Annotated in this window: 20 protein-coding genes; 8 read left to right on the top strand and 12 right to left on the bottom strand. The window is 71.2% G+C overall.

Going from position 1 to position 15,943, the window contains the following annotated elements; all coding sequences use genetic code 11:
- The first annotated feature begins 10 nt into the window (after positions 1 to 10).
- The 4 genes from D0Z08_RS08030 (at position 11) to D0Z08_RS08015 (ending at position 2,818) form a co-directional block, all read left to right on the top strand.
- The gene (locus tag D0Z08_RS08030; RefSeq protein ID WP_118924446.1) at positions 11 to 766 is read left to right on the top strand and encodes an SDR family oxidoreductase; all 756 of its coding nucleotides are present in this window, start codon (positions 11 to 13) and stop codon (positions 764 to 766) included.
- On the top strand, positions 763 to 1,839 hold the full coding sequence (locus D0Z08_RS08025; RefSeq protein WP_118924444.1) for a phosphotransferase family protein: 1,077 nt from the start codon (positions 763 to 765) through the stop codon (positions 1,837 to 1,839). Before D0Z08_RS08030 ends, D0Z08_RS08025 begins: the two co-directional genes overlap by 4 nt.
- Positions 1,836 to 2,540, top strand: a complete 705-nt coding sequence (locus tag D0Z08_RS08020) for a histidine phosphatase family protein (RefSeq protein WP_118924442.1) — start codon at positions 1,836 to 1,838, stop codon at positions 2,538 to 2,540. The genes D0Z08_RS08025 and D0Z08_RS08020 overlap by 4 nt, the downstream gene beginning before the upstream one ends.
- An 83-nt stretch (positions 2,541 to 2,623) precedes the next feature.
- Complete coding sequence (locus tag D0Z08_RS08015) at positions 2,624 to 2,818, top strand: hypothetical protein (RefSeq protein WP_147381364.1); 195 nt, start codon at positions 2,624 to 2,626, stop codon at positions 2,816 to 2,818.
- 12 nt (positions 2,819 to 2,830) lie between these two features.
- On the opposite strand, the gene prfB is transcribed toward D0Z08_RS08015, so the two are convergent.
- On the bottom strand, positions 2,831 to 3,949 hold the full coding sequence (prfB, locus tag D0Z08_RS08010) for a peptide chain release factor 2 (protein WP_118924438.1): 1,119 nt from the start codon (positions 3,947 to 3,949) through the stop codon (positions 2,831 to 2,833).
- 83 nt (positions 3,950 to 4,032) lie between these two features.
- Here prfB and D0Z08_RS08005 point away from each other — a divergent pair, with 83 nt between their 5' ends.
- The 3 genes from D0Z08_RS08005 to D0Z08_RS07995 all read left to right on the top strand — a co-directional run bounded on the left by D0Z08_RS08005 (position 4,033) and on the right by D0Z08_RS07995 (position 7,337).
- The gene (locus tag D0Z08_RS08005) at positions 4,033 to 4,878 is read left to right on the top strand and encodes a hypothetical protein (RefSeq protein ID WP_118924436.1); all 846 of its coding nucleotides are present in this window, start codon (positions 4,033 to 4,035) and stop codon (positions 4,876 to 4,878) included.
- A gap of 61 nt (positions 4,879 to 4,939) precedes the next feature.
- Positions 4,940 to 5,929 carry a YihY/virulence factor BrkB family protein gene (locus D0Z08_RS08000; protein WP_118924434.1) on the top strand — a complete coding sequence of 330 codons (990 nt, stop codon included), beginning with the start codon at positions 4,940 to 4,942 and terminating at the stop codon, positions 5,927 to 5,929.
- A gap of 157 nt (positions 5,930 to 6,086) precedes the next feature.
- On the top strand, positions 6,087 to 7,337 hold the full coding sequence (locus D0Z08_RS07995) for a lysozyme family protein (protein ID WP_118924432.1): 1,251 nt from the start codon (positions 6,087 to 6,089) through the stop codon (positions 7,335 to 7,337).
- Between the two features lie 7 nt (positions 7,338 to 7,344).
- Here D0Z08_RS07995 and D0Z08_RS07990 read toward each other — a convergent pair whose 3' ends face one another.
- The 8 genes from D0Z08_RS07990 to D0Z08_RS07960 all read right to left on the bottom strand — a co-directional run bounded on the left by D0Z08_RS07990 (position 7,345) and on the right by D0Z08_RS07960 (position 12,348).
- Entirely contained in the window at positions 7,345 to 7,797 is a 453-nt protein-coding gene (locus D0Z08_RS07990; protein ID WP_118924430.1) for a pilus assembly protein TadG-related protein, read from the bottom strand.
- Complete coding sequence (locus D0Z08_RS07985; RefSeq protein WP_118924428.1) at positions 7,790 to 8,239, bottom strand: hypothetical protein; 450 nt, start codon at positions 8,237 to 8,239, stop codon at positions 7,790 to 7,792. The genes D0Z08_RS07990 and D0Z08_RS07985 overlap by 8 nt, the downstream gene beginning before the upstream one ends.
- Positions 8,236 to 8,622 carry a TadE/TadG family type IV pilus assembly protein gene (locus tag D0Z08_RS07980; protein ID WP_118924426.1) on the bottom strand — a complete coding sequence of 129 codons (387 nt, stop codon included), beginning with the start codon at positions 8,620 to 8,622 and terminating at the stop codon, positions 8,236 to 8,238. The genes D0Z08_RS07985 and D0Z08_RS07980 overlap by 4 nt, the downstream gene beginning before the upstream one ends.
- Positions 8,619 to 8,795, bottom strand: a complete 177-nt coding sequence (locus D0Z08_RS32025; protein WP_182481223.1) for a hypothetical protein — start codon at positions 8,793 to 8,795, stop codon at positions 8,619 to 8,621. Before D0Z08_RS32025 ends, D0Z08_RS07980 begins: the two co-directional genes overlap by 4 nt.
- Positions 8,796 to 8,835: 40 nt before the next feature.
- Positions 8,836 to 9,771, bottom strand: coding sequence for a type II secretion system F family protein (locus D0Z08_RS07975; RefSeq protein ID WP_118924424.1), 936 nt, complete (start codon positions 9,769 to 9,771; stop codon positions 8,836 to 8,838).
- Entirely contained in the window at positions 9,768 to 10,622 is an 855-nt protein-coding gene (locus tag D0Z08_RS07970) for a type II secretion system F family protein (RefSeq protein ID WP_118924422.1), read from the bottom strand. Before D0Z08_RS07970 ends, D0Z08_RS07975 begins: the two co-directional genes overlap by 4 nt.
- Before the next feature lies 1 nt (position 10,623).
- Positions 10,624 to 11,865, bottom strand: coding sequence for a TadA family conjugal transfer-associated ATPase (locus tag D0Z08_RS07965; protein ID WP_245993757.1), 1,242 nt, complete (start codon positions 11,863 to 11,865; stop codon positions 10,624 to 10,626).
- A 300-nt stretch (positions 11,866 to 12,165) separates the two neighbouring features.
- Positions 12,166 to 12,348, bottom strand: coding sequence for a hypothetical protein (locus tag D0Z08_RS07960; protein ID WP_118924420.1), 183 nt, complete (start codon positions 12,346 to 12,348; stop codon positions 12,166 to 12,168).
- 97 nt (positions 12,349 to 12,445) lie between these two features.
- Here D0Z08_RS07960 and D0Z08_RS07955 point away from each other — a divergent pair, with 97 nt between their 5' ends.
- Positions 12,446 to 13,363, top strand: a complete 918-nt coding sequence (locus D0Z08_RS07955; protein WP_118924418.1) for a LysR family transcriptional regulator — start codon at positions 12,446 to 12,448, stop codon at positions 13,361 to 13,363.
- A 77-nt stretch (positions 13,364 to 13,440) separates the two neighbouring features.
- Here the strand turns inward: D0Z08_RS07955 and D0Z08_RS07950 are convergent, their stop codons facing one another.
- From D0Z08_RS07950 to D0Z08_RS07940, 3 genes are all read right to left on the bottom strand, one after another.
- Complete coding sequence (locus D0Z08_RS07950; RefSeq protein ID WP_118924416.1) at positions 13,441 to 14,319, bottom strand: alpha/beta fold hydrolase; 879 nt, start codon at positions 14,317 to 14,319, stop codon at positions 13,441 to 13,443.
- Positions 14,320 to 14,459: 140 nt separating this feature from the next.
- The gene (locus D0Z08_RS07945; RefSeq protein ID WP_118924414.1) at positions 14,460 to 15,005 is read right to left on the bottom strand and encodes a hypothetical protein; all 546 of its coding nucleotides are present in this window, start codon (positions 15,003 to 15,005) and stop codon (positions 14,460 to 14,462) included.
- A 297-nt stretch (positions 15,006 to 15,302) separates the two neighbouring features.
- The gene (locus D0Z08_RS07940) at positions 15,303 to 15,932 is read right to left on the bottom strand and encodes a nucleoside triphosphate pyrophosphohydrolase (RefSeq protein ID WP_220454100.1); all 630 of its coding nucleotides are present in this window, start codon (positions 15,930 to 15,932) and stop codon (positions 15,303 to 15,305) included.
- Positions 15,933 to 15,943: the final 11 nt, after the last annotated feature.

The raw sequence follows: 15,943 nt of genomic DNA, 5'->3' as shown, positions 1-15,943 counted from the left end.
AGGAGAGAGCATGAGCAAGGGAACGATCCTGATCACGGGCGCCAGCTCGGGCCTGGGCGAGGAGATGTCGCGCCAGTTCGCCGCCCTCGGCTACGACCTCGCGCTGTGCGCACGCCGCACCGAGCGGCTCGACGCGCTGCGGTCCGAGATCTCCGCGGCGAGCCCCGACGTGACGGTCGCCGTCAAGGCGCTCGACGTCAACGACGACGACGCGGTGTTCTCGGTCTTCAAGGAGTTCGCAGCCGAGCTCGGCACGATCGACCGGGTGATCATCAACGCCGGCCTCGGCAAGGGTGCGCCGCTCGGCACCGGCCGGTACGACGCCAACAAGGCCACCGCGATGACGAACTTCGTCGCTGCCCTCGCGCAGACCGAGGCCGCGATGGAGATCTTCCGCGCCCAGGGCAGCGGCCACCTCGTGATGATCTCGTCGGTCTCCGCGATGCGCGGCATGCGCAAGACGATCACGACGTACGCCGCGACCAAGGCGGGTGTCGCCGCGCTGGCCGAGGGCCTGATCAACGAGAACGTGAAGGCGAAGGGCATCGACGTCTCGATCATCTACCCGGGCTACATCGCGTCGGAGATGAACGAGAAGGTCGCCAACAAGACGAAGTTCATGGTCGACACCGAGACCGGCGTCCGGGCGATGGTCAACGCGATCGAGAAGCGCAAGGAGAAGGCGCTCGTCCCGGCGTGGCCGTGGGTGCCGCTGGGCTTCGCGCTGAAGAACCTGCCGATGCCGATCGTCCGGAGGCTCACGTGAGCGGACCCGGCGTCGCAGGCGCGCAAGAGGTCCGTGAGGAGGACGCGTTCGACGTCCCCGCCGTCGAGGCGTGGCTGCAGGACCGTGTCGACGGCGTCCCCGGCCGCATCGTGGAGGTCCAGCAGTTCAGCGGCGGGGCGTCGAACCTGACCTACCTGCTGCGGCTCGACTCCGGCCGGGACCTGATCCTGCGCCGGCCGCCGGCGGGCACCAAGGCCAAGGGCGCCCACGACATGGGTCGCGAGCACCGGATCCAGGCCGCGCTGGCGCCGGTCTTCCCGTACGTCGCGACGATGGTCGGCTACTGCGACAACCCCTCCGTGATCGGGTCGGAGTTCTACGTCATGGACCGGGTCCCCGGCCACATCCCGCGGCGCGAGCTGGGGATCGACCTGCCGACCGAGCGGGTCCGGGAGCTGTGCACCAACGTGCTCGACCTGCTCGTCGCCCTGCACTCGGTCGACCCGGCCGGGGCCGGCCTCGCTTCGCTCGGCAAGGGCGAGGGGTACGTCGCACGCCAGGTGGGTGGCTGGTCGGCCCGGTTCCGGAAGTCGAAGACCTGGAACGTGCCGTCGTGGAAGAGGACGATGGCGTGGCTGGACGAGAACCAGCCGGCCGACCGTCGTACCTGCCTGATCCACAACGACTTCCGCTTCGACAACGTGGTCCTCGACGCCGACGACCCGACGAAGCCGGTCGCGCTCCTCGACTGGGAGATGGCCACGCTCGGCGACCCGCTGATGGACCTCGGCGCCGTCATGTCCTACTGGGTCCAGGCCGACGACGACCGGATGTACCAGGTGTTCCGGATGCAGCCGACCGACCTGCCGGGGATGCTGACCCGCACGGAGGCCGTCGACTACTACTGCGCGCGCACCGGGATCGAGCTGACCGGGAAGGAGTGGGCGTTCTACGAGGCGTTCGGCCTGTTCCGGCTCGCGGTGATCCTGCAGCAGATCTACTACCGCTACCACCACAAGCAGACGACGAACCCGCGCTTCAAGAAGTTCTGGCTCGCCTCCTGGGTGCTCCACCGACGGGCCCGGGCCATCATCCGGAAGGCCGGCGGATGAGGCTGATCTACCTGGTCCGCCACGGCCAGGCCTCCTTCGGGAAGCGCGACTACGACGCGCTCTCCGACCTCGGGCACGAGCAGTCGCGGCTGCTCGGCCGGGCGCTCGCGGTGCGCGAGATCGTGCCCGACGTGGTGATCCGCGGCGAGCTGCGGCGGCACCGCGAGACCGCAGAGGGCATCCTGACCGGCCTCACCGACGTGGGCGTCGACAAGGTCGTGCCGGTCGAGGTCGACGCCGGGTGGGACGAGTTCGACTTCCAGCACGTGGTCGAGGTCCACAAGCCGCTCTACCGCTCCCGCGCCGTCATGCTGGCCGACCTCGCCCGCAGCCGGGCGCCGCGGCAGAAGTTCCAGGAGATCTTCGAGGACGCGACCGCGCGCTGGACCGGCGGTGAGGCCGATGACGACTACCACGAGTCGTTCCCGGCGTTCGCCGCCCGGATCGAGGCGGCGCTGCTCGCCGCTGCCGCTCACCTACCCGAGAAGGGCACCGCGGTCGTCGTCACCTCGGGCGGCCCGATCGGGCTGGCGGTGTCCCACCTGCTCGCGGGCGACGCCTCGCTCTGGCCCCAGTTCAACAAGGTCGCGGTCAACACGGCGGTCACGAAGGTGATCCGTGGCCGTAGCGGGCTGACCCTGTCGTCGTACAACGACCACAGCCACGTCGAGCACGACCGCAGGCTGCTCACGTATCGCTGACGCGGTCGCGCAGCGGGCCGCATGACCCTCGCCTTTTGTCTACTTATTGACTATGGTTAGTACTCAATAGGTCGGAGGCAGCAATGAGCGTCATGAACCACCACCACCAGCCGAGCCGCTGGCACGACCGCTTTCCCCCGCGCGGCGCGTGGCGCGTGTGCGGCGCGTTCATCGCCTTCGCGCTCCTGGCCGAGCGCAGCTTGGCGGGTGCGGTCGCCGTACTGGTGGCGTTTGCGGTCGCCGAGGTCGTGTACGACGCAGCCGACCGCGAGCGCTAGCTAACCTGCCAGTCAGTTGTCGGCGGACTTCTCCGCGCCGCGGCGCCAGCGGATGCCGGCCTCGAGGAAGTCCTCGAGGTCGCCGTCGAAGACCGCCTGCGGGTTGCCGCTCTCGAAGCCGGTGCGCAGGTCCTTGACGATCTGGTACGGGTTGAGCACGTAGTTGCGCATCTGGTCGCCCCAGCTGGCTTGGACGTCGCCCTTGAGGTCCTTGATCTGCGCGGCTTCCTCGGCCTTCTTCAACGCGAGGAGCTTGGCCTTGAGGACCACCATCGCGCTGGCCTTGTTCTGCAGCTGGCTCTTCTCGTTCTGGCAGCTGACGACGAGGCCGGTCGGGATGTGGGTCAGCCGTACGGCGGAGTCGGTCGTGTTGACCGACTGGCCGCCGGGGCCGCCGGAGCGGAAGACGTCGACCCGGATGTCGTTCTCGTCGACCTCGATCTCATCGGTCTGCTCGAGCACCGGCACCACCTCGACGGCGGCGAAGCTGGTCTGGCGGCGGCCCTGGTTGTCGAACGGGCTGATCCGGACCAGCCGGTGGGTGCCGGCCTCGACGGAGAGGGTGCCGTAGGCGTACGGCGCGTGGATCGCGAACTCGGCCGACTTGATGCCGGCCTCCTCGGCGTAGGAGACGTCGAAGACCTCGACGGGGTACTTGTTGCGCTCGGCCCACCGGGTGTACATCCGCATCAGCATCTCGGCGAAGTCGGCGGCATCGACCCCGCCCGCGCCGGAGCGGATGGTCACGATGGCCTCGCGCTCGTCGTACTCACCGGAGAGCAGGGTGCGGACCTCGAGTCCCTCGACGGCCTTCTTGATCTTGCGCAGCTCGGCCTCGGACTCGGCGAGCGACTCTGCGTCGCCCTCCTCGGTGGCGAGCTCCACCATCAGCGCGAGGTCGTCGATGCGGCCCCGGAGCGCCTCGAACCGGTCGACCTGGCCCTGCAGAGCCGAGAGCCGGCCGGTCACGCGGGTCGCGTTGGCCTGGTCGTCCCACAGGTCCGGAGCGGCGACCTGGACACCCAGGTCGTCGATCTCGCGCTTCATCGCGGGCAGATCGAGCACCTGCTCGATGGTGTGCATCGTCGCGGTGAGCTGCTTGATGTCGGTTTCGTACTCGGGGCCTGCCACAAGGATCTAGGTTACGGGCCGGCGTGCACCACTGCCATTCGCCGGTCCCTGGTGCCGGCGAGACGGGCCACTAGGGTTGCCGCGTGTCCACCTTCTCGCCCGCCTGGCGTGGAATCGTCGACGACGCGGCGATCTTCCCGCCGGGCGATCTCCCGCTCTCCGAGGCCGTCGCGGCCCACCTGGTCCGGCGCGAGGAGTGGTACGCCGACCTGGTCGGGCCGCTGGTCGTCAAGGACGTCGACGTCCCCAAGGTCGACGCCCCGATCGCCGTGTCCGTCGTCCTCACCGGCGGCGCGGGCGCGGTCCACGGCGCGGCCAAGATCTGCGGAGCCTCCCCCACCAGCCTGTCCGCCCTGGAGATCGCGCTGGCCGACCACGACGACCTGCCCGGCAACGCGCGCCGGGTCGTCGCGGCCGTGGACGCCGCCCGGGCTGAGGGCGTGCTCGACGACGAGGTCGCGATCTACGTCGAGCTCCCGCACGTCGCGGCGACCGGATCCTGGCTCGCCGCGGCCGACGTGGTCGCCGAGAACGAGCTCCGGCTGAAGTTCCGGACGGGCGGCCTGACCGCCGACGCGTTCCCGCTCGCGCACGCCCTGGCGCGGTGGATCGACGCCGCCCTGGACCGGGAGACGCCCTTCAAGTGCACCGCCGGGCTGCATCACGCCGTACGGCACACCAGCGACACCGGGTTCGAGCACCACGGCTTCCTGAACGTGCTGGTCGCGACCCGGCTCCTGTTCGACGGCACTCCGGTCGACCAGGCGGTCGACGTGTTGGAGGAGCGCGACGGCGGGGCGCTCGTCGCGCAGGCGGCGGAGCTCGACCTCGCTGGTGCGCGTCGCTGGTTCACGTCCTACGGCTCGTGCAGCATCGTCGAGCCGCTCGCGGACCTGGTCGCACTGGGCCTCCTCGACGACGCGTCCTGAGGGACCCGCGCCACGGCCATCGGTGGCGGCTGGACCACAACGGCCGGGGTACCGATCCACCATGACGGTCCCGGCAACACAGCGCGACATCTCCGGCGCGACCGCCCAGAGTCCCGACGACATCCCGCCCCGCGGCTGGTGGCAGGTGACCCGCCGCGCCTGGCGCGAGGCGTCGGCCGACCAGGTGCCCCTGCTCGCCGCGGGTGTCGCCTTCTACTCGTTCCTCGCGATCTTCCCGACGATGATCGCCGCCGTCCTGATCTACGGGCTGGTCCGGGATCCGGCCGAGGTGGAGGCGCAGGCCGAGGAGCTCACCCGGGCGTTGCCGGCCGACGCCGCGAGCCTGCTGACCGAGCAGCTCCGGGCGGTGGCCGCGACGCCGTCCGGATCGCTCGGCCTCGGCCTCGTGGCCAGCCTGGTCCTGGCGCTGTGGGGTGCGTCCGGCGGAGTCGGCAACGTCATCACCGCCATCAACATCGCGTACGACGAAGAGGAGACCCGCGGCTTCATGAAGCGCAAGGCGATCGCGCTCGCCCTGACCCTCGGCGCCATCGTCTTCGCCGTCGTCGCGATCGGACTGGTCGCGGTGGCGCCGGCGGTGCTGGACAGCGTGATCGGGTCCGGTCCCCTGCGCTGGCTGCTCGAGGCCGGGCGGTGGCTCGGGCTGCTGGTCGCCATGTCGGTCGCGCTGGCGATCCTCTACCGGGTCGCGCCCGACCGTGAAGACCCGCAGTTCCGTTGGGTGTCGGTCGGCGCGGTGGTCGCGACCGTCGTCTGGCTGGCCGCCAGCCTCGGCTTCTCGCTGTACGTCGACAACTTCGGGTCCTACAACGAGACGTACGGCGCACTGGCCGGCGTCGTCGTACTCCTGCTGTGGCTGTGGCTGACGATGTACGTCGTCCTCCTCGGGGCCGAGATCAACGCCGAGTCCGAGCAGCAGACGGTCCGCGACACGACGACCGGGCCGCCGGAGCCGTTGGGCGAGCGGGGTGCGGTGAAGGCCGACACGCTCCCCTGGGACGAGGCTCCCTCGCCGCGACACGCGGGGTGAGCCCGGTCGTCGCGCAGCGGTAGGCCGGCCGGGACTGATTTCGTCCTGCCGGATGAATGCCGGCACTGGTTTCGTCCTGCCGGATGAATTCTGGTGATTTGTGTTTGCGGGGACCCCTGGTGGATGCATCCTTGGACGTGACCACGAGGTGAAACCGATGACCCCCCGACACCGACAGCAGCCGGAGCCGGCCGCCGGCGCGGTCCGGCGCGCGGCCGCGACGTCCGTGCTGTCGGCCCTGGCCCTCACCTCGATCACGATCACGGCGGCCGCGGTGACGCTGGCCAACGGTGAGCCGCGACCCGCTCCGCCCGCCGCCCGGACCACCACGTCGGCCGACGTAGGGCTGCTGGATCCCCCGGTCGAGGTCGGCGACGTCCCGGCGGGGGTCCCGGACATCGCGCTGGTCGCCGCTGACGGCCCCGTCCTCGAGGACATCCCGACGGCGGCCCTGGCGGCCTACCAGCGGGCCGAGGTCGTGCTCTCCGAGGCCGACGAGGCCTGCCACCTCGACTGGACGCTCATCGCCGCGGTCGCTCAGGTCGTGACCGGGCACGGCAGCACCGCCGGGAGCGCGCTCGACGCGCGCGGGGTGATGCGGCCTCGGTACGCCGGCAAGCCGCTCACGGGTGACCGCGACCGGCGGGTCCCCGACAGCGACGCCGGCCGCCTCGACGGCGACGCGCGGTTCGACCGGCCGGTCGGGCCGATGCAGCTCTCCCCCGCCACCTGGGCGGTCGTCGGCGTCGATGGTGACGGTGACGGCAAGCGCAACCCGCACGACATCGACGACGCTGCGCTCTCGGTCTCGGTGCTGCTCTGCTCCGGCGAGGGCGATCTCAGCAAGCGCGCCGGCCGGGTCGACGGCGTCCGCCGGATCAACGACGGCCGCACGTTCATCGAGACCGTGCTCGCCGTCGACCGCGCCTACCGGATGCAGCTGGCGGCGGGTTCCGACGAGCCGATCGTGGTGCCGTCGCAAGCGCCGACCTACCTCCCGACGGACCTGCCCACGAACTTCCCGACCGATCTGCGGACCTCGCTGCCGGAGGCGCCGGACCCGCCGGAGACCGGCCCGAGCGACCCGGTCACCTGGACGCCCGAACCGCCCGACCCGACGGACACCCCGACCGACGAACCGACGGAGACGCCGACGGAGACGCCGACGGACGACCCGACAGAAGAGCCCACGGACGACCCCACGGACGACCCGTGCCTGACCGACGTCCCGGACGAGACGGACCCGACCGACCCCAGCGAGCCGACGGACCTGCCGACCGCCACCGAGCCCCTCGAGCCCCTCGAGCCCACGGACACGGCAACGGCCGAGCCGACCGACGACGAGACCGACCTGCCGACCGATCCCGGTTGCCCGACCCCGACGCCGGAGTCCGACGAGACCGATTGATCGCCGGTCATCCGACCTCAGGGCGGACGACGGCCGACCCGGTCGCGCGCACCATCGGCCGCTCCGGACCGCCCGGCAAGGTGAGGGGCAGGTCGACGGGAGCGGCGATCTCGACCACCACCCGGTCGTCCCGGACCGCGACGGAGACCTGCAGGCCGGGGTGAGCGTCGTACGCACCTGCCGACCGGAGGTAGTCGCGCACCGCGGCGCGGGCGACGTCGACGCTCAGGTCGAGATCGCGGGAGCCGAGACCGCCCCGGTAGACGTCCCTGCCCTCGGCCGCGGCGTCGGCGCCGTACAGGGCGGAGCCGTCGGCCAGCGAGTCGAGGCTCTGGCGTTCGAGGTAGGCCGCCCCGGCGTCGACCACGACGACGATCACGAGCAGCACGACGGCCGCGAAGCCGATGATGATCACGCTGGTCTGGCCGCAGTCGTCGCGGCGAACGCCGGCCTCAGTCACCGCCGACCTCCTGGTAGCGGCCGATCGGAACCGTGTGCGTGGCGTCGAGCGCGAACGTCGGTTGTCCGCCGCCGAGGGCGTCGGGCAGCAACGGCAGCTCGACACTGGACCTGATCCGGACGGTGATCACCGAGGTGCCGTTGTGGCAGTCGCGGGGGTACGGCGTACACGTGACGATCACCCGCAACGGCGCATCTTCGAGGCCCTGGTCGGCCAGGGCGCGGCGCGCGACCTCCTCGGCGGCGCGCTGCCCGGAGCCGTCGTCGGGGGCGAGGGCGTAGGCGCGGCCGGCCGCGCGTGCCGCCGCAGTCACGCCGAACGCGCCCTGTTGCACCTGCGAGACCGAGAGCACGATCCACAGCAACGGCACCAGCAGCAGGATGCCGAGCCACACCAGCTCCACGATCGCGCTACCGCGCTGGTCCCTCCGCCCGCGCGTCACGACGGGGCTTCCTCCACGGCGCGCCCCGACACCGAGAACCTGACGCCGGGGCCACCCAGCCCGAGCGCGGGAACCTCGGCCGTGACCGTGATGATCACCCCGGGCAGGCCGTCGACCGGAGCCTGCTCGACCCGGACCTGCTGCGCGAAGCGCCCGGCGATCGCCGCGTCGATCTGGGAGCGCGTGCGGGCCACGCCCTCAGCAGGACTGCGGTCGGCGGTCGCCGCGTAACGAGCGCCGTCCGACGCTGCTGCGGCGAGGGTGGCCCGGACGTGGAGCACCAGCGCGACCTGCAGCAGCCCGACCACGAGCGGCGCCAGCACCACGACGACCAGCACGAAGTCGACGACCGCGGACCCGCGCTGGCCGCGCCGAGTGGTCACTGCACCGAGTTGAGAGCGCTGCGCAGCATGCCGACCAGGGCCGGCCGGGCGAAGGTCAGCAGCGCGGTGACCAGACCCACGGACATCACGGTGACCAGGACCCAGCCCGGGACGTCGCCGCGCTCGTCGCGTGGTCGCGTCCACCAGAGCCAGAGGTTGAGCAGTGGATACATGCAGGTTCCTTCCCGAGGCGGAATCCAACTGGAGTGGGGGTCAGGGGGCGGCCAGCGACAGGCCGACCAATCCGGGCCAGAAGGCGAAGACGACCGTCACCGGCAGCACGATGAAGACGACGGGCACCATCATCAGGATCTCCCGCCGCGACGCCTGCTCGATCAGCGCGCGGCGGCCGGCCTCGCGCACGTCGCCGGCCTGCGCGTGCAGGACGTCGGTGAGCGGAGTGCCCCGCTCGACGGCGACCGCGACACCGTGGGCGAACCGCGCGACGATCGGCACCCCGGTCGTCGTAGCGAGCCGGTCGAAGGCGTCGGCGACGGGCTCGCCGGTGCGGATCGCGCCCAGCACCGCACTGAGGTCCGTCGACAGCGCTCCTTGGGAGCGTCGTACGACCCGGTCGAGCGCGGACACCGGCCCCTCTCCCGCGGCGACGGCGAGCGCCAGCAGCTCCGCGACGGTCGGGAACTCCTCGACGATCGCTCGTTCGCGCTTGCGCACCTGGGCCGCCAGGTGCTGGTCCCTGGCGAGCACGCCGCTCACGAGACCGAGCCCGCAGAGCACGACCAGAGGCAGCGGGTTGCCGGGGCGCGAGAGCGCGCTGAGGACGCCGTACGCCGCGGTGACCGCGAAGCCGGCAAGTCCCCACAGCACCTGCTCGACGCGGAAGTCGTGGACGCTGCGGTCGAGGCCCGCCCGGGCGAGGCGGCGTCGTACGGACGGGGCGCCGCCGAGGGCCCGCTCGACCACGTCGGCCGCGGAGCGGAGCAGGGGGGCGGCCAGCGCGACCAGCGCCGACCGCGGCTCACCGGGGCGTCCGGCATCGACCGGGTAGGTCGTCGTCAGGTCCCGCACGTAGGGCAGGACCCTCGCCTCGAGCTGCGGCCGGCGTACGGCGACCACCCGCGCCACCGCCAGCAGCAGACCGAGCGCGGCGGTCCCGCCCAGCACTCCACCCCATGCAGCCGCGGTCATGACAAGATCCGCCGCTCGGTCGGGAGCCGGCCGACGCGCATCATCAGCCGGTAGGCGAACACGCACAGTGCAGCGCCCACGGCCAGGACGACCGCTCCCGTCGCCGACCGATAGCGGGTGATCACGTCGGTCTGGAAAGACATGAGCAGCAGCACCACCCACGGCGCCGCGACCGCGAGCCGGGCTCCGTTGATGGTCCAGGACTGCCGTGCCTCAAGCTCCGAGCGAGTGCGCAGGTCGTCACGGAGGTAGGCCGACAGGTTGCGCAGCAGGCGGCCGAGCTCCCCACCACCCACCTCGCGGGCGACGCGCAGCCCCTCGACCACGCGATCACCGACCGGGTCCGCGAGCCGCGCCTTGAGGCGGTCGAGGCAGTCGCCGAACCGGCCCGACACCTGGTAGTCGAGGGCGAACGACTCGAACGCCGGCCGCAGCGGCTCCGGGCCCCGAACGGCCAGCGCCGCCACCGCGTCCGGCAGCGACATCCCGGCCCGCACAGCGGAGGTGAGGTCGTCGACCGCCTCCGGCCACACCTCGGCGAACTCCCGGCGGCGGCGGCGCACCCGTCCGGAGACGACCGCGATCGGGAGGTACGCCGCCAGCACACCCACCACGACGGCGAGCGGTGCCGTCCTTGAGATCGCGAGCACGATCACGGCAACGACCATCCCCGCAGCCCCGCACAGGAGCAGCAGCGACCTCGACGAGACGCCGCCCATGCCGGCCTCTGCCAGCAGCTGCTCGACCCGGCCGGGGGTCGCTGCGTCCGGCCGCGGCGGGCGCGGGGTCGCGAACGCCGACCAGATCAGCAGGGCTCCGAGCCCGACCCCCAGACCGACCAGCGCGCCCATGTCACTGGGCTTCGTGGAGGAGGCGTCGTACGTCGATCCCGACGCGCTCATAGTGCTCGGCCCGCGGCGGCATCCCGATCCCGCGGCGGAGCTGCCCGTCGCGGAGCTCGAAGACCGGCTCCGCCTCGATGATGTCCTGCTCGATCCGCCCGGGCACGGCGACGATCTCGGTGACCCGCCTCGTGCCGCGGTGGTCGACCTCGAGGTGCACGACGAGATCGACCGACGAGGCGACGGTCGGGACGACGAATCGCGCGGAGATGTTCTCGCCTGCCAGGAGCGGCAGCGTGCAGGCCTTGGTCAAGGCCTCCCGTGCGCTGTTGGCGTGGATCGTGCACAGCCCCGGGAGCCCGCTGTTGAGAGCCAGGAGCAGGTCGAGCGCCTCCTCCGCGCGGACCTCGCCGACGATGATCCGGCTCGGCCGCATCCGCAGCGACTCCTTGATGAGATCGCGCAGCCGGATCTCACCGGTGCCCTCGAGTCCCTCCTGCCGGGTCTGGAGGGCCACCCAGTCCGGGTGCGGGAAGCGGATCTCGAAGACCTCCTCGACGGAGATCACCCGCTCCCCGCCAGGGATCGCGGCCGCCAGGCAGTTGAGCATCGTCGTCTTGCCCGCCTGGGTGCCGCCGCTGACCAGGATGTTGAGTCCGGCTCGGACCGATGCCTCGAGGAACAGCGCGGCGGACGGGGTGAGGCTCTGCAGGTCGACCAGCTCGGACAGCCGCGACGCGCGGACCACGAACTTGCGGATGTTGACGGCGGAGAAGCCTCGGCTGATGCCCTGGAGCACGACGTGCAGCCGGTGTCCCTGCGGGAGCATCGCGTCGACGAACGGGCGGCTCAGGTCGACCCGGCGCCCGGTGGTCTTGAGCATCCGCTCGACCAGCTCCGACACCTGCGCGTCGGTGAGCATCAGGTTGGTCAGCTCGTGCCGACCGTTGCGCGCCACGAACACACGGTCCGGACTGTTGATCCACACTTCCTCGACCGTCGGGTCATCGAGCAGCGGCTGGAGCGGCCCGAAGCCCGACACCCGAGCGACCAGCTCGGCGACGACACCCTCGGCGTCCGCGACGGGCAGCACGACACCGGTCAGGCTGCGGTCGTCGTGGTCGCGGACCAGTGTCTCGGCGAGCCGTCGTACGGCGGCCACCTCGCGCTGCGGATCGAGACCCTCACGCCGTACGGCGGCGCGGAGCGCCTCGTCGAGATGACCGACGACGTCGTCCTGTGTGCGCAGCACGGCAACGCGACGGTCACCCCCGACCGGCGGGGGTGGCGGCTGCGCAGGTTGCAGCATGGCCATGGCGACTCTCCCGAGAATGAGATCCGGCGGCCCCCGAACAGTAAAGGACCAGAACCCGGTTGACGAGAGGCTGCCCGAATCCTGTGGACAACTGCGCATCACCGATAGACCGGTGTTGGCAGATATGACCACACATCAGCCATGTTGGACCAGGACTCCCGGGCGGTCGTCGACCGCCTCGACGACGCGCTGTCAAAGAGCGGCCTCTCACTGAGGCAAGACCCGGCGGCGCCTCACTCAGGCGGCGACGACGTGGTCGCGGTCGGCGCGGGCGGCCTTGCCCGTGACCAGGGTCTGCTCCGTGCCGCACCAACACGTGAACGTGAGCACGATGCCGTGGTCGGTATTGGCCAGCGACGTGATCTGGCTCGGGAAGATGAGCACTCGGCTGGCGCACACCTGGCAGTTGTTGTCGAACATCGTTGACCCTCCATAGATCAGTTGCGTAGGTCAATCATCCCGGGCTCGCGTCTCTAGGGGTAGCCTCGGTTTCCAGAGGCATCCAAAGGAGATTCCTATGCTTTCCTTGCATCAGCTGCGCTGCTTCCTGGCCACCTACGAGCACGGCTCGCTGACCGCCGCGGCCGAGGAGCTCGGCTACGCGCAACCGTCGGTGTCCGAACAAGTCCGAGGCCTGGAGAAGACGCTCGGCGTGCCTCTGTTCCGACGGGTCGGTCGGGGCGTCGTACCGACCACGCTGGCCGACACCCTCCGCCCCTACGCCGAGCAGGCGATCGCCGCGGCCGAGGAGGCGCGGCGGGCGGTGCAGAGCGCGGTGTCGCTGGAGAGCGGGACGATCCGGTTCGGGATGTTCGGCGCCGCGCGGTTGTACGCCGGTGCCCAGATCGTCGCCGACGTGCTCGAGCGCTACCCCGGCGTCCGGGTGGAGCTGATCGGCCAGCACTCCAACGAGGTGCAAGAACAGCTCCGGCGCGGGCACCTCGAGGCGGCGATGATCGCCGTCACGAGCGTCGAGAGCGAGGGCATGACTGTGATCCCGGTGGCCCGCGACGAGCTCGTCTACATCTCGGCCGACCCCGAGCGGCTCACCTCCCCCGTGACCGCGGCCCGGCTCGCGAAGGCGTCGCTGATCATGCCCGAGACGACATGGCGGTCCAGCGACTCCGTTCGGATCGTGCTGCGCCGCTTCCTGCACGAGGCCGGCCACAACCCGCAGACCCGGATCGAGGTCGAGGAGGTGGAGACGGCGGTCGACCTGGTCGGCCGCGGGTTCGGCGACTCGGTCATCCCCCGCGGTGGCGCCGAGCAGCTCATCCCGCAGCTGGCGCCGCACGTCGGCTACGCCTCGCTGCGCCCCAAGCAGTACGACGTGATGGCAATCGTGCACCGAGCGGGCGCGGTGCTGTCACCCGCGGCACAACTGATGATCGAGCTGGCGACCAAGCACATCCAGTCGATCACCGAGCCGGTCTGAGCAGGTAGCACTCGCACAGCCGGCATCAAACGTGGGGCGCTTCAGCCCAGCGTCAAGCTCTCGGGAGGGCGTCCACCTCAGCACACGATGGGCTCGCGATGATCCGGGTCGAGGGCGTTGAACGTGATCTGGGCGGCGACCGGGTCGAAGGCCACGGCGGCGTGCTCGGAGAGGTTGAGGGGGCACAGGTCCTGGAGCACGAAGTTGTCGGCGCCCTCGAGGTAGCCTCTGGTGTAGGGGATCACGAGCTCGTCGTACCTGCTCATCACCGTCGTGTACTCGACGCCCGGCACCGCGGCACCGCCCCGGACGAGCTTCTGCTGCATCGGTGAGCCGGCGAGGAACTGCGTGCAGGAGCCGCAGAGGGCGCTGACCAGGTTGATGAGCGGCTGGGACAGGCCGGCCTTCTCACCGGCATCGCGCAGGGCCGGGATCATGAGCAGCTTGGTGCCGTCGTACAGCGGGGTCCAGGCGACGTACCGCTTCACCTTCGGGGCTCCGCCGAGGAACTTCAGGTAGTACTGCGGCATGAAGGTGCCCTCGGAGTGGCCGACCAGGTCGACCTCGGCGGCGCCGGTCTCGCGGAGCACGCGGTCGATGAACACGGCGAGCTCGCGCGCGCTGTCCTGGATCGGGATGGTGCCGCCGGGAGAGCCGAAGGGTGCCGCCAGCGGGTGCAGCCCGTAGGTCAACGCGAAGACGCAGTAGCCGCGCGCCTTCAGCTTCGGCGAGAGGTAGCTCCAGTTCATGCCCATGTTGGCGCCGAGGCCGTGCACGAGTACGACGGGCCGCGGGTGCGCGGCACTCGGCTGGCAGGACCAGTCGTTCGCGCCCTTGGGCGGCCGGTCGAGCCTGGTCACGGCCGCGGCCGGCGGAGGCGCGGACACGGTCGCGACCAGACCGCTGGCCAGCAGCGCGGCGACGGTGCACAGCGAGGTGAGGAGCTTGTGGCGCATGGGTGATCCAATCAGAGGGTTGGCTCACCCTAGTCGCGAACGGACAGTTAGAAACCTCCGATTTTCAGATGCTCCCGATCGGAGAGCCCGCAGCACCCAGGCCACCACCACGACGAATGCGACCGTCGAGGTCACGCGGGTCACCCGGCGAAGAACCCCCACGCCCGGTTGCTCAGGGAGATGTCACCCAGCTCGACCCGCTCGCCGTCCGGCCCCTCGACCACGACCCCCGTCAGCTCGGCATGGACCCGCTCGACAGCGCCCTGCTCCGTGAACTCCAACGGCGGCAGGTCCCCCTCGAACCGGAGCGTCCCCTCGACGATCGTCCAGGTCTCCTCGACCTCCGCCTGCGGGTCCTCGATGACGTCGGCGCACCAGTTCGCGGAGAGGTGGGACCCGACCCGGACCTCGGCGTCCCACGCCGGATCGGGAAGGGTCACGGTGCGATCGACCTCGGCGTCGTCGCCGCCGGAGTGGTGGATGCTCAGCAGCGCCTTATCAGGCTCGTCGGCGGCCGCGAAGCCGTAGCCACACGGCAGGTCCTCCGTGAAGTCGACCGCTGCGAGGCCGGACCCGGGCGATGCGGGCTCGAGGCCGCGCCCGCCCCCGTCGTCGTCGTCCCCGCACGCCCCGAGCAGGACAACGAGGACGGACAGGGATGCCAGCGGAAGCAGTCGGGTGCGCATGTCTCCTCGGACGTGGCCGGCACCGGGCCGGTTCCCGGCGACGCCCGCCTGTGCGTGAGCAGGCCCAGAGACCGCGCGTCTGTGGGGGATGCGCGGCCTCTGGAGTCAGACCCGAGTGGTTACGGCGGCGAGATCGCCTCACCCAGTGGCGCAACCGTCAGCCAGGCGGCGACGAGGATCGTCGCGGCCACCATGGAGCGAGGGGCGTGCATGCCTCGATGGTCCCCGTCGCGATCCTGCCGCGCAGGCGATTGTGAGTTCTCGAAGTAAAACCTCGGGAAGCCACGAGGACCGGCGTCAGAGCTGCCGCCGTACGGCGTCGCGCAGCGCTTGCTCCGGGTCGACGCCCGCCTGGCGGGCCTCGGCTACCAGCGCCAGCAGCCGGTCGCCCAGGTCGGCGCCGGCCGCCGGTGGTAGAGGCGCCACGGGTCGGCCGACCCGGTCGAGACGGTCGAGCACCTTGTCGGCGTACAGCAGGGCCGGCAGGCCCGGCGGCAGGCCCAGCGTGGCGTTCCGGTGGTCTTGCTTGTCGAGCCCCTTCTCGGCCGCCTTGATCGCCTCCCAGGCCTCGGTCACCGAGGCAGCGTCGGCAGGGGCACCGGCGTCCGGTCCGTAGACGTGCGGGTTGCGGCGCCGCATCTTGGCGGTGATGTCGCGGGCCACGTCATCGAGGTCGAACTCCCCCGCCTGCTCGGCGATCACCGCGTGGAAGACGACCTGGAGCAGCAGGTCACCGAGCTCCTCGCGCAGGTGCGCCCAGTCCCCGGTGCGGTCGCCGGTGTCGATCGCCTCGAGCGTCTCGTAGGTCTCCTCGAGCAGGTAGCGCGCGAGCGACCGGTGCGTCTGCTCCTGCTTCCACGGACACTCGGCCCGCAGCCGCCGCATGACAGCGACGAACTCCGCGAGGGCGTCGTCCGTGGGCTCCATGGAGTGGTCGG

The sequence above is a fragment of the Nocardioides immobilis genome, assembly GCF_003515065.1.
Taxonomy (GTDB): domain Bacteria; phylum Actinomycetota; class Actinomycetes; order Propionibacteriales; family Nocardioidaceae; genus Nocardioides; species Nocardioides immobilis.
Note: the sequence above shows the minus strand (reverse complement) of the source record. Positions and strands in the feature narration are given on the sequence as shown.

What these genes read in the sequence shown, in the direction of transcription:
- D0Z08_RS08030 (WP_118924446.1), top strand. Translation starts at nt 11, where the DNA reads ATGAGCAAGGGAACGATCCTGATCACGGGCGCCAGCTCGGGCCTGGGC.
- D0Z08_RS08020 (WP_118924442.1), top strand. Translation starts at nt 1,836, where the DNA reads ATGAGGCTGATCTACCTGGTCCGCCACGGCCAGGCCTCCTTCGGGAAG.
- D0Z08_RS08015 (WP_147381364.1), top strand. Translation starts at nt 2,624, where the DNA reads ATGAGCGTCATGAACCACCACCACCAGCCGAGCCGCTGGCACGACCGC.
- D0Z08_RS08000 (WP_118924434.1), top strand. Translation starts at nt 4,940, where the DNA reads ATGACGGTCCCGGCAACACAGCGCGACATCTCCGGCGCGACCGCCCAG.
- D0Z08_RS07995 (WP_118924432.1), top strand. Translation starts at nt 6,087, where the DNA reads ATGACCCCCCGACACCGACAGCAGCCGGAGCCGGCCGCCGGCGCGGTC.
- D0Z08_RS32025 (WP_182481223.1), bottom strand. Translation starts at nt 8,795, where the DNA reads ATGTATCCACTGCTCAACCTCTGGCTCTGGTGGACGCGACCACGCGAC.
- D0Z08_RS07975 (WP_118924424.1), bottom strand. Translation starts at nt 9,771, where the DNA reads ATGACCGCGGCTGCATGGGGTGGAGTGCTGGGCGGGACCGCCGCGCTC.
- D0Z08_RS07970 (WP_118924422.1), bottom strand. Translation starts at nt 10,622, where the DNA reads ATGGGCGCGCTGGTCGGTCTGGGGGTCGGGCTCGGAGCCCTGCTGATC.
- D0Z08_RS07960 (WP_118924420.1), bottom strand. Translation starts at nt 12,348, where the DNA reads ATGTTCGACAACAACTGCCAGGTGTGCGCCAGCCGAGTGCTCATCTTC.
- D0Z08_RS07955 (WP_118924418.1), top strand. Translation starts at nt 12,446, where the DNA reads ATGCTTTCCTTGCATCAGCTGCGCTGCTTCCTGGCCACCTACGAGCAC.
- D0Z08_RS07950 (WP_118924416.1), bottom strand. Translation starts at nt 14,319, where the DNA reads ATGCGCCACAAGCTCCTCACCTCGCTGTGCACCGTCGCCGCGCTGCTG.
- D0Z08_RS07945 (WP_118924414.1), bottom strand. Translation starts at nt 15,005, where the DNA reads ATGCGCACCCGACTGCTTCCGCTGGCATCCCTGTCCGTCCTCGTTGTC.
- D0Z08_RS07940 (WP_220454100.1), bottom strand. Translation starts at nt 15,932, where the DNA reads ATGGAGCCCACGGACGACGCCCTCGCGGAGTTCGTCGCTGTCATGCGG.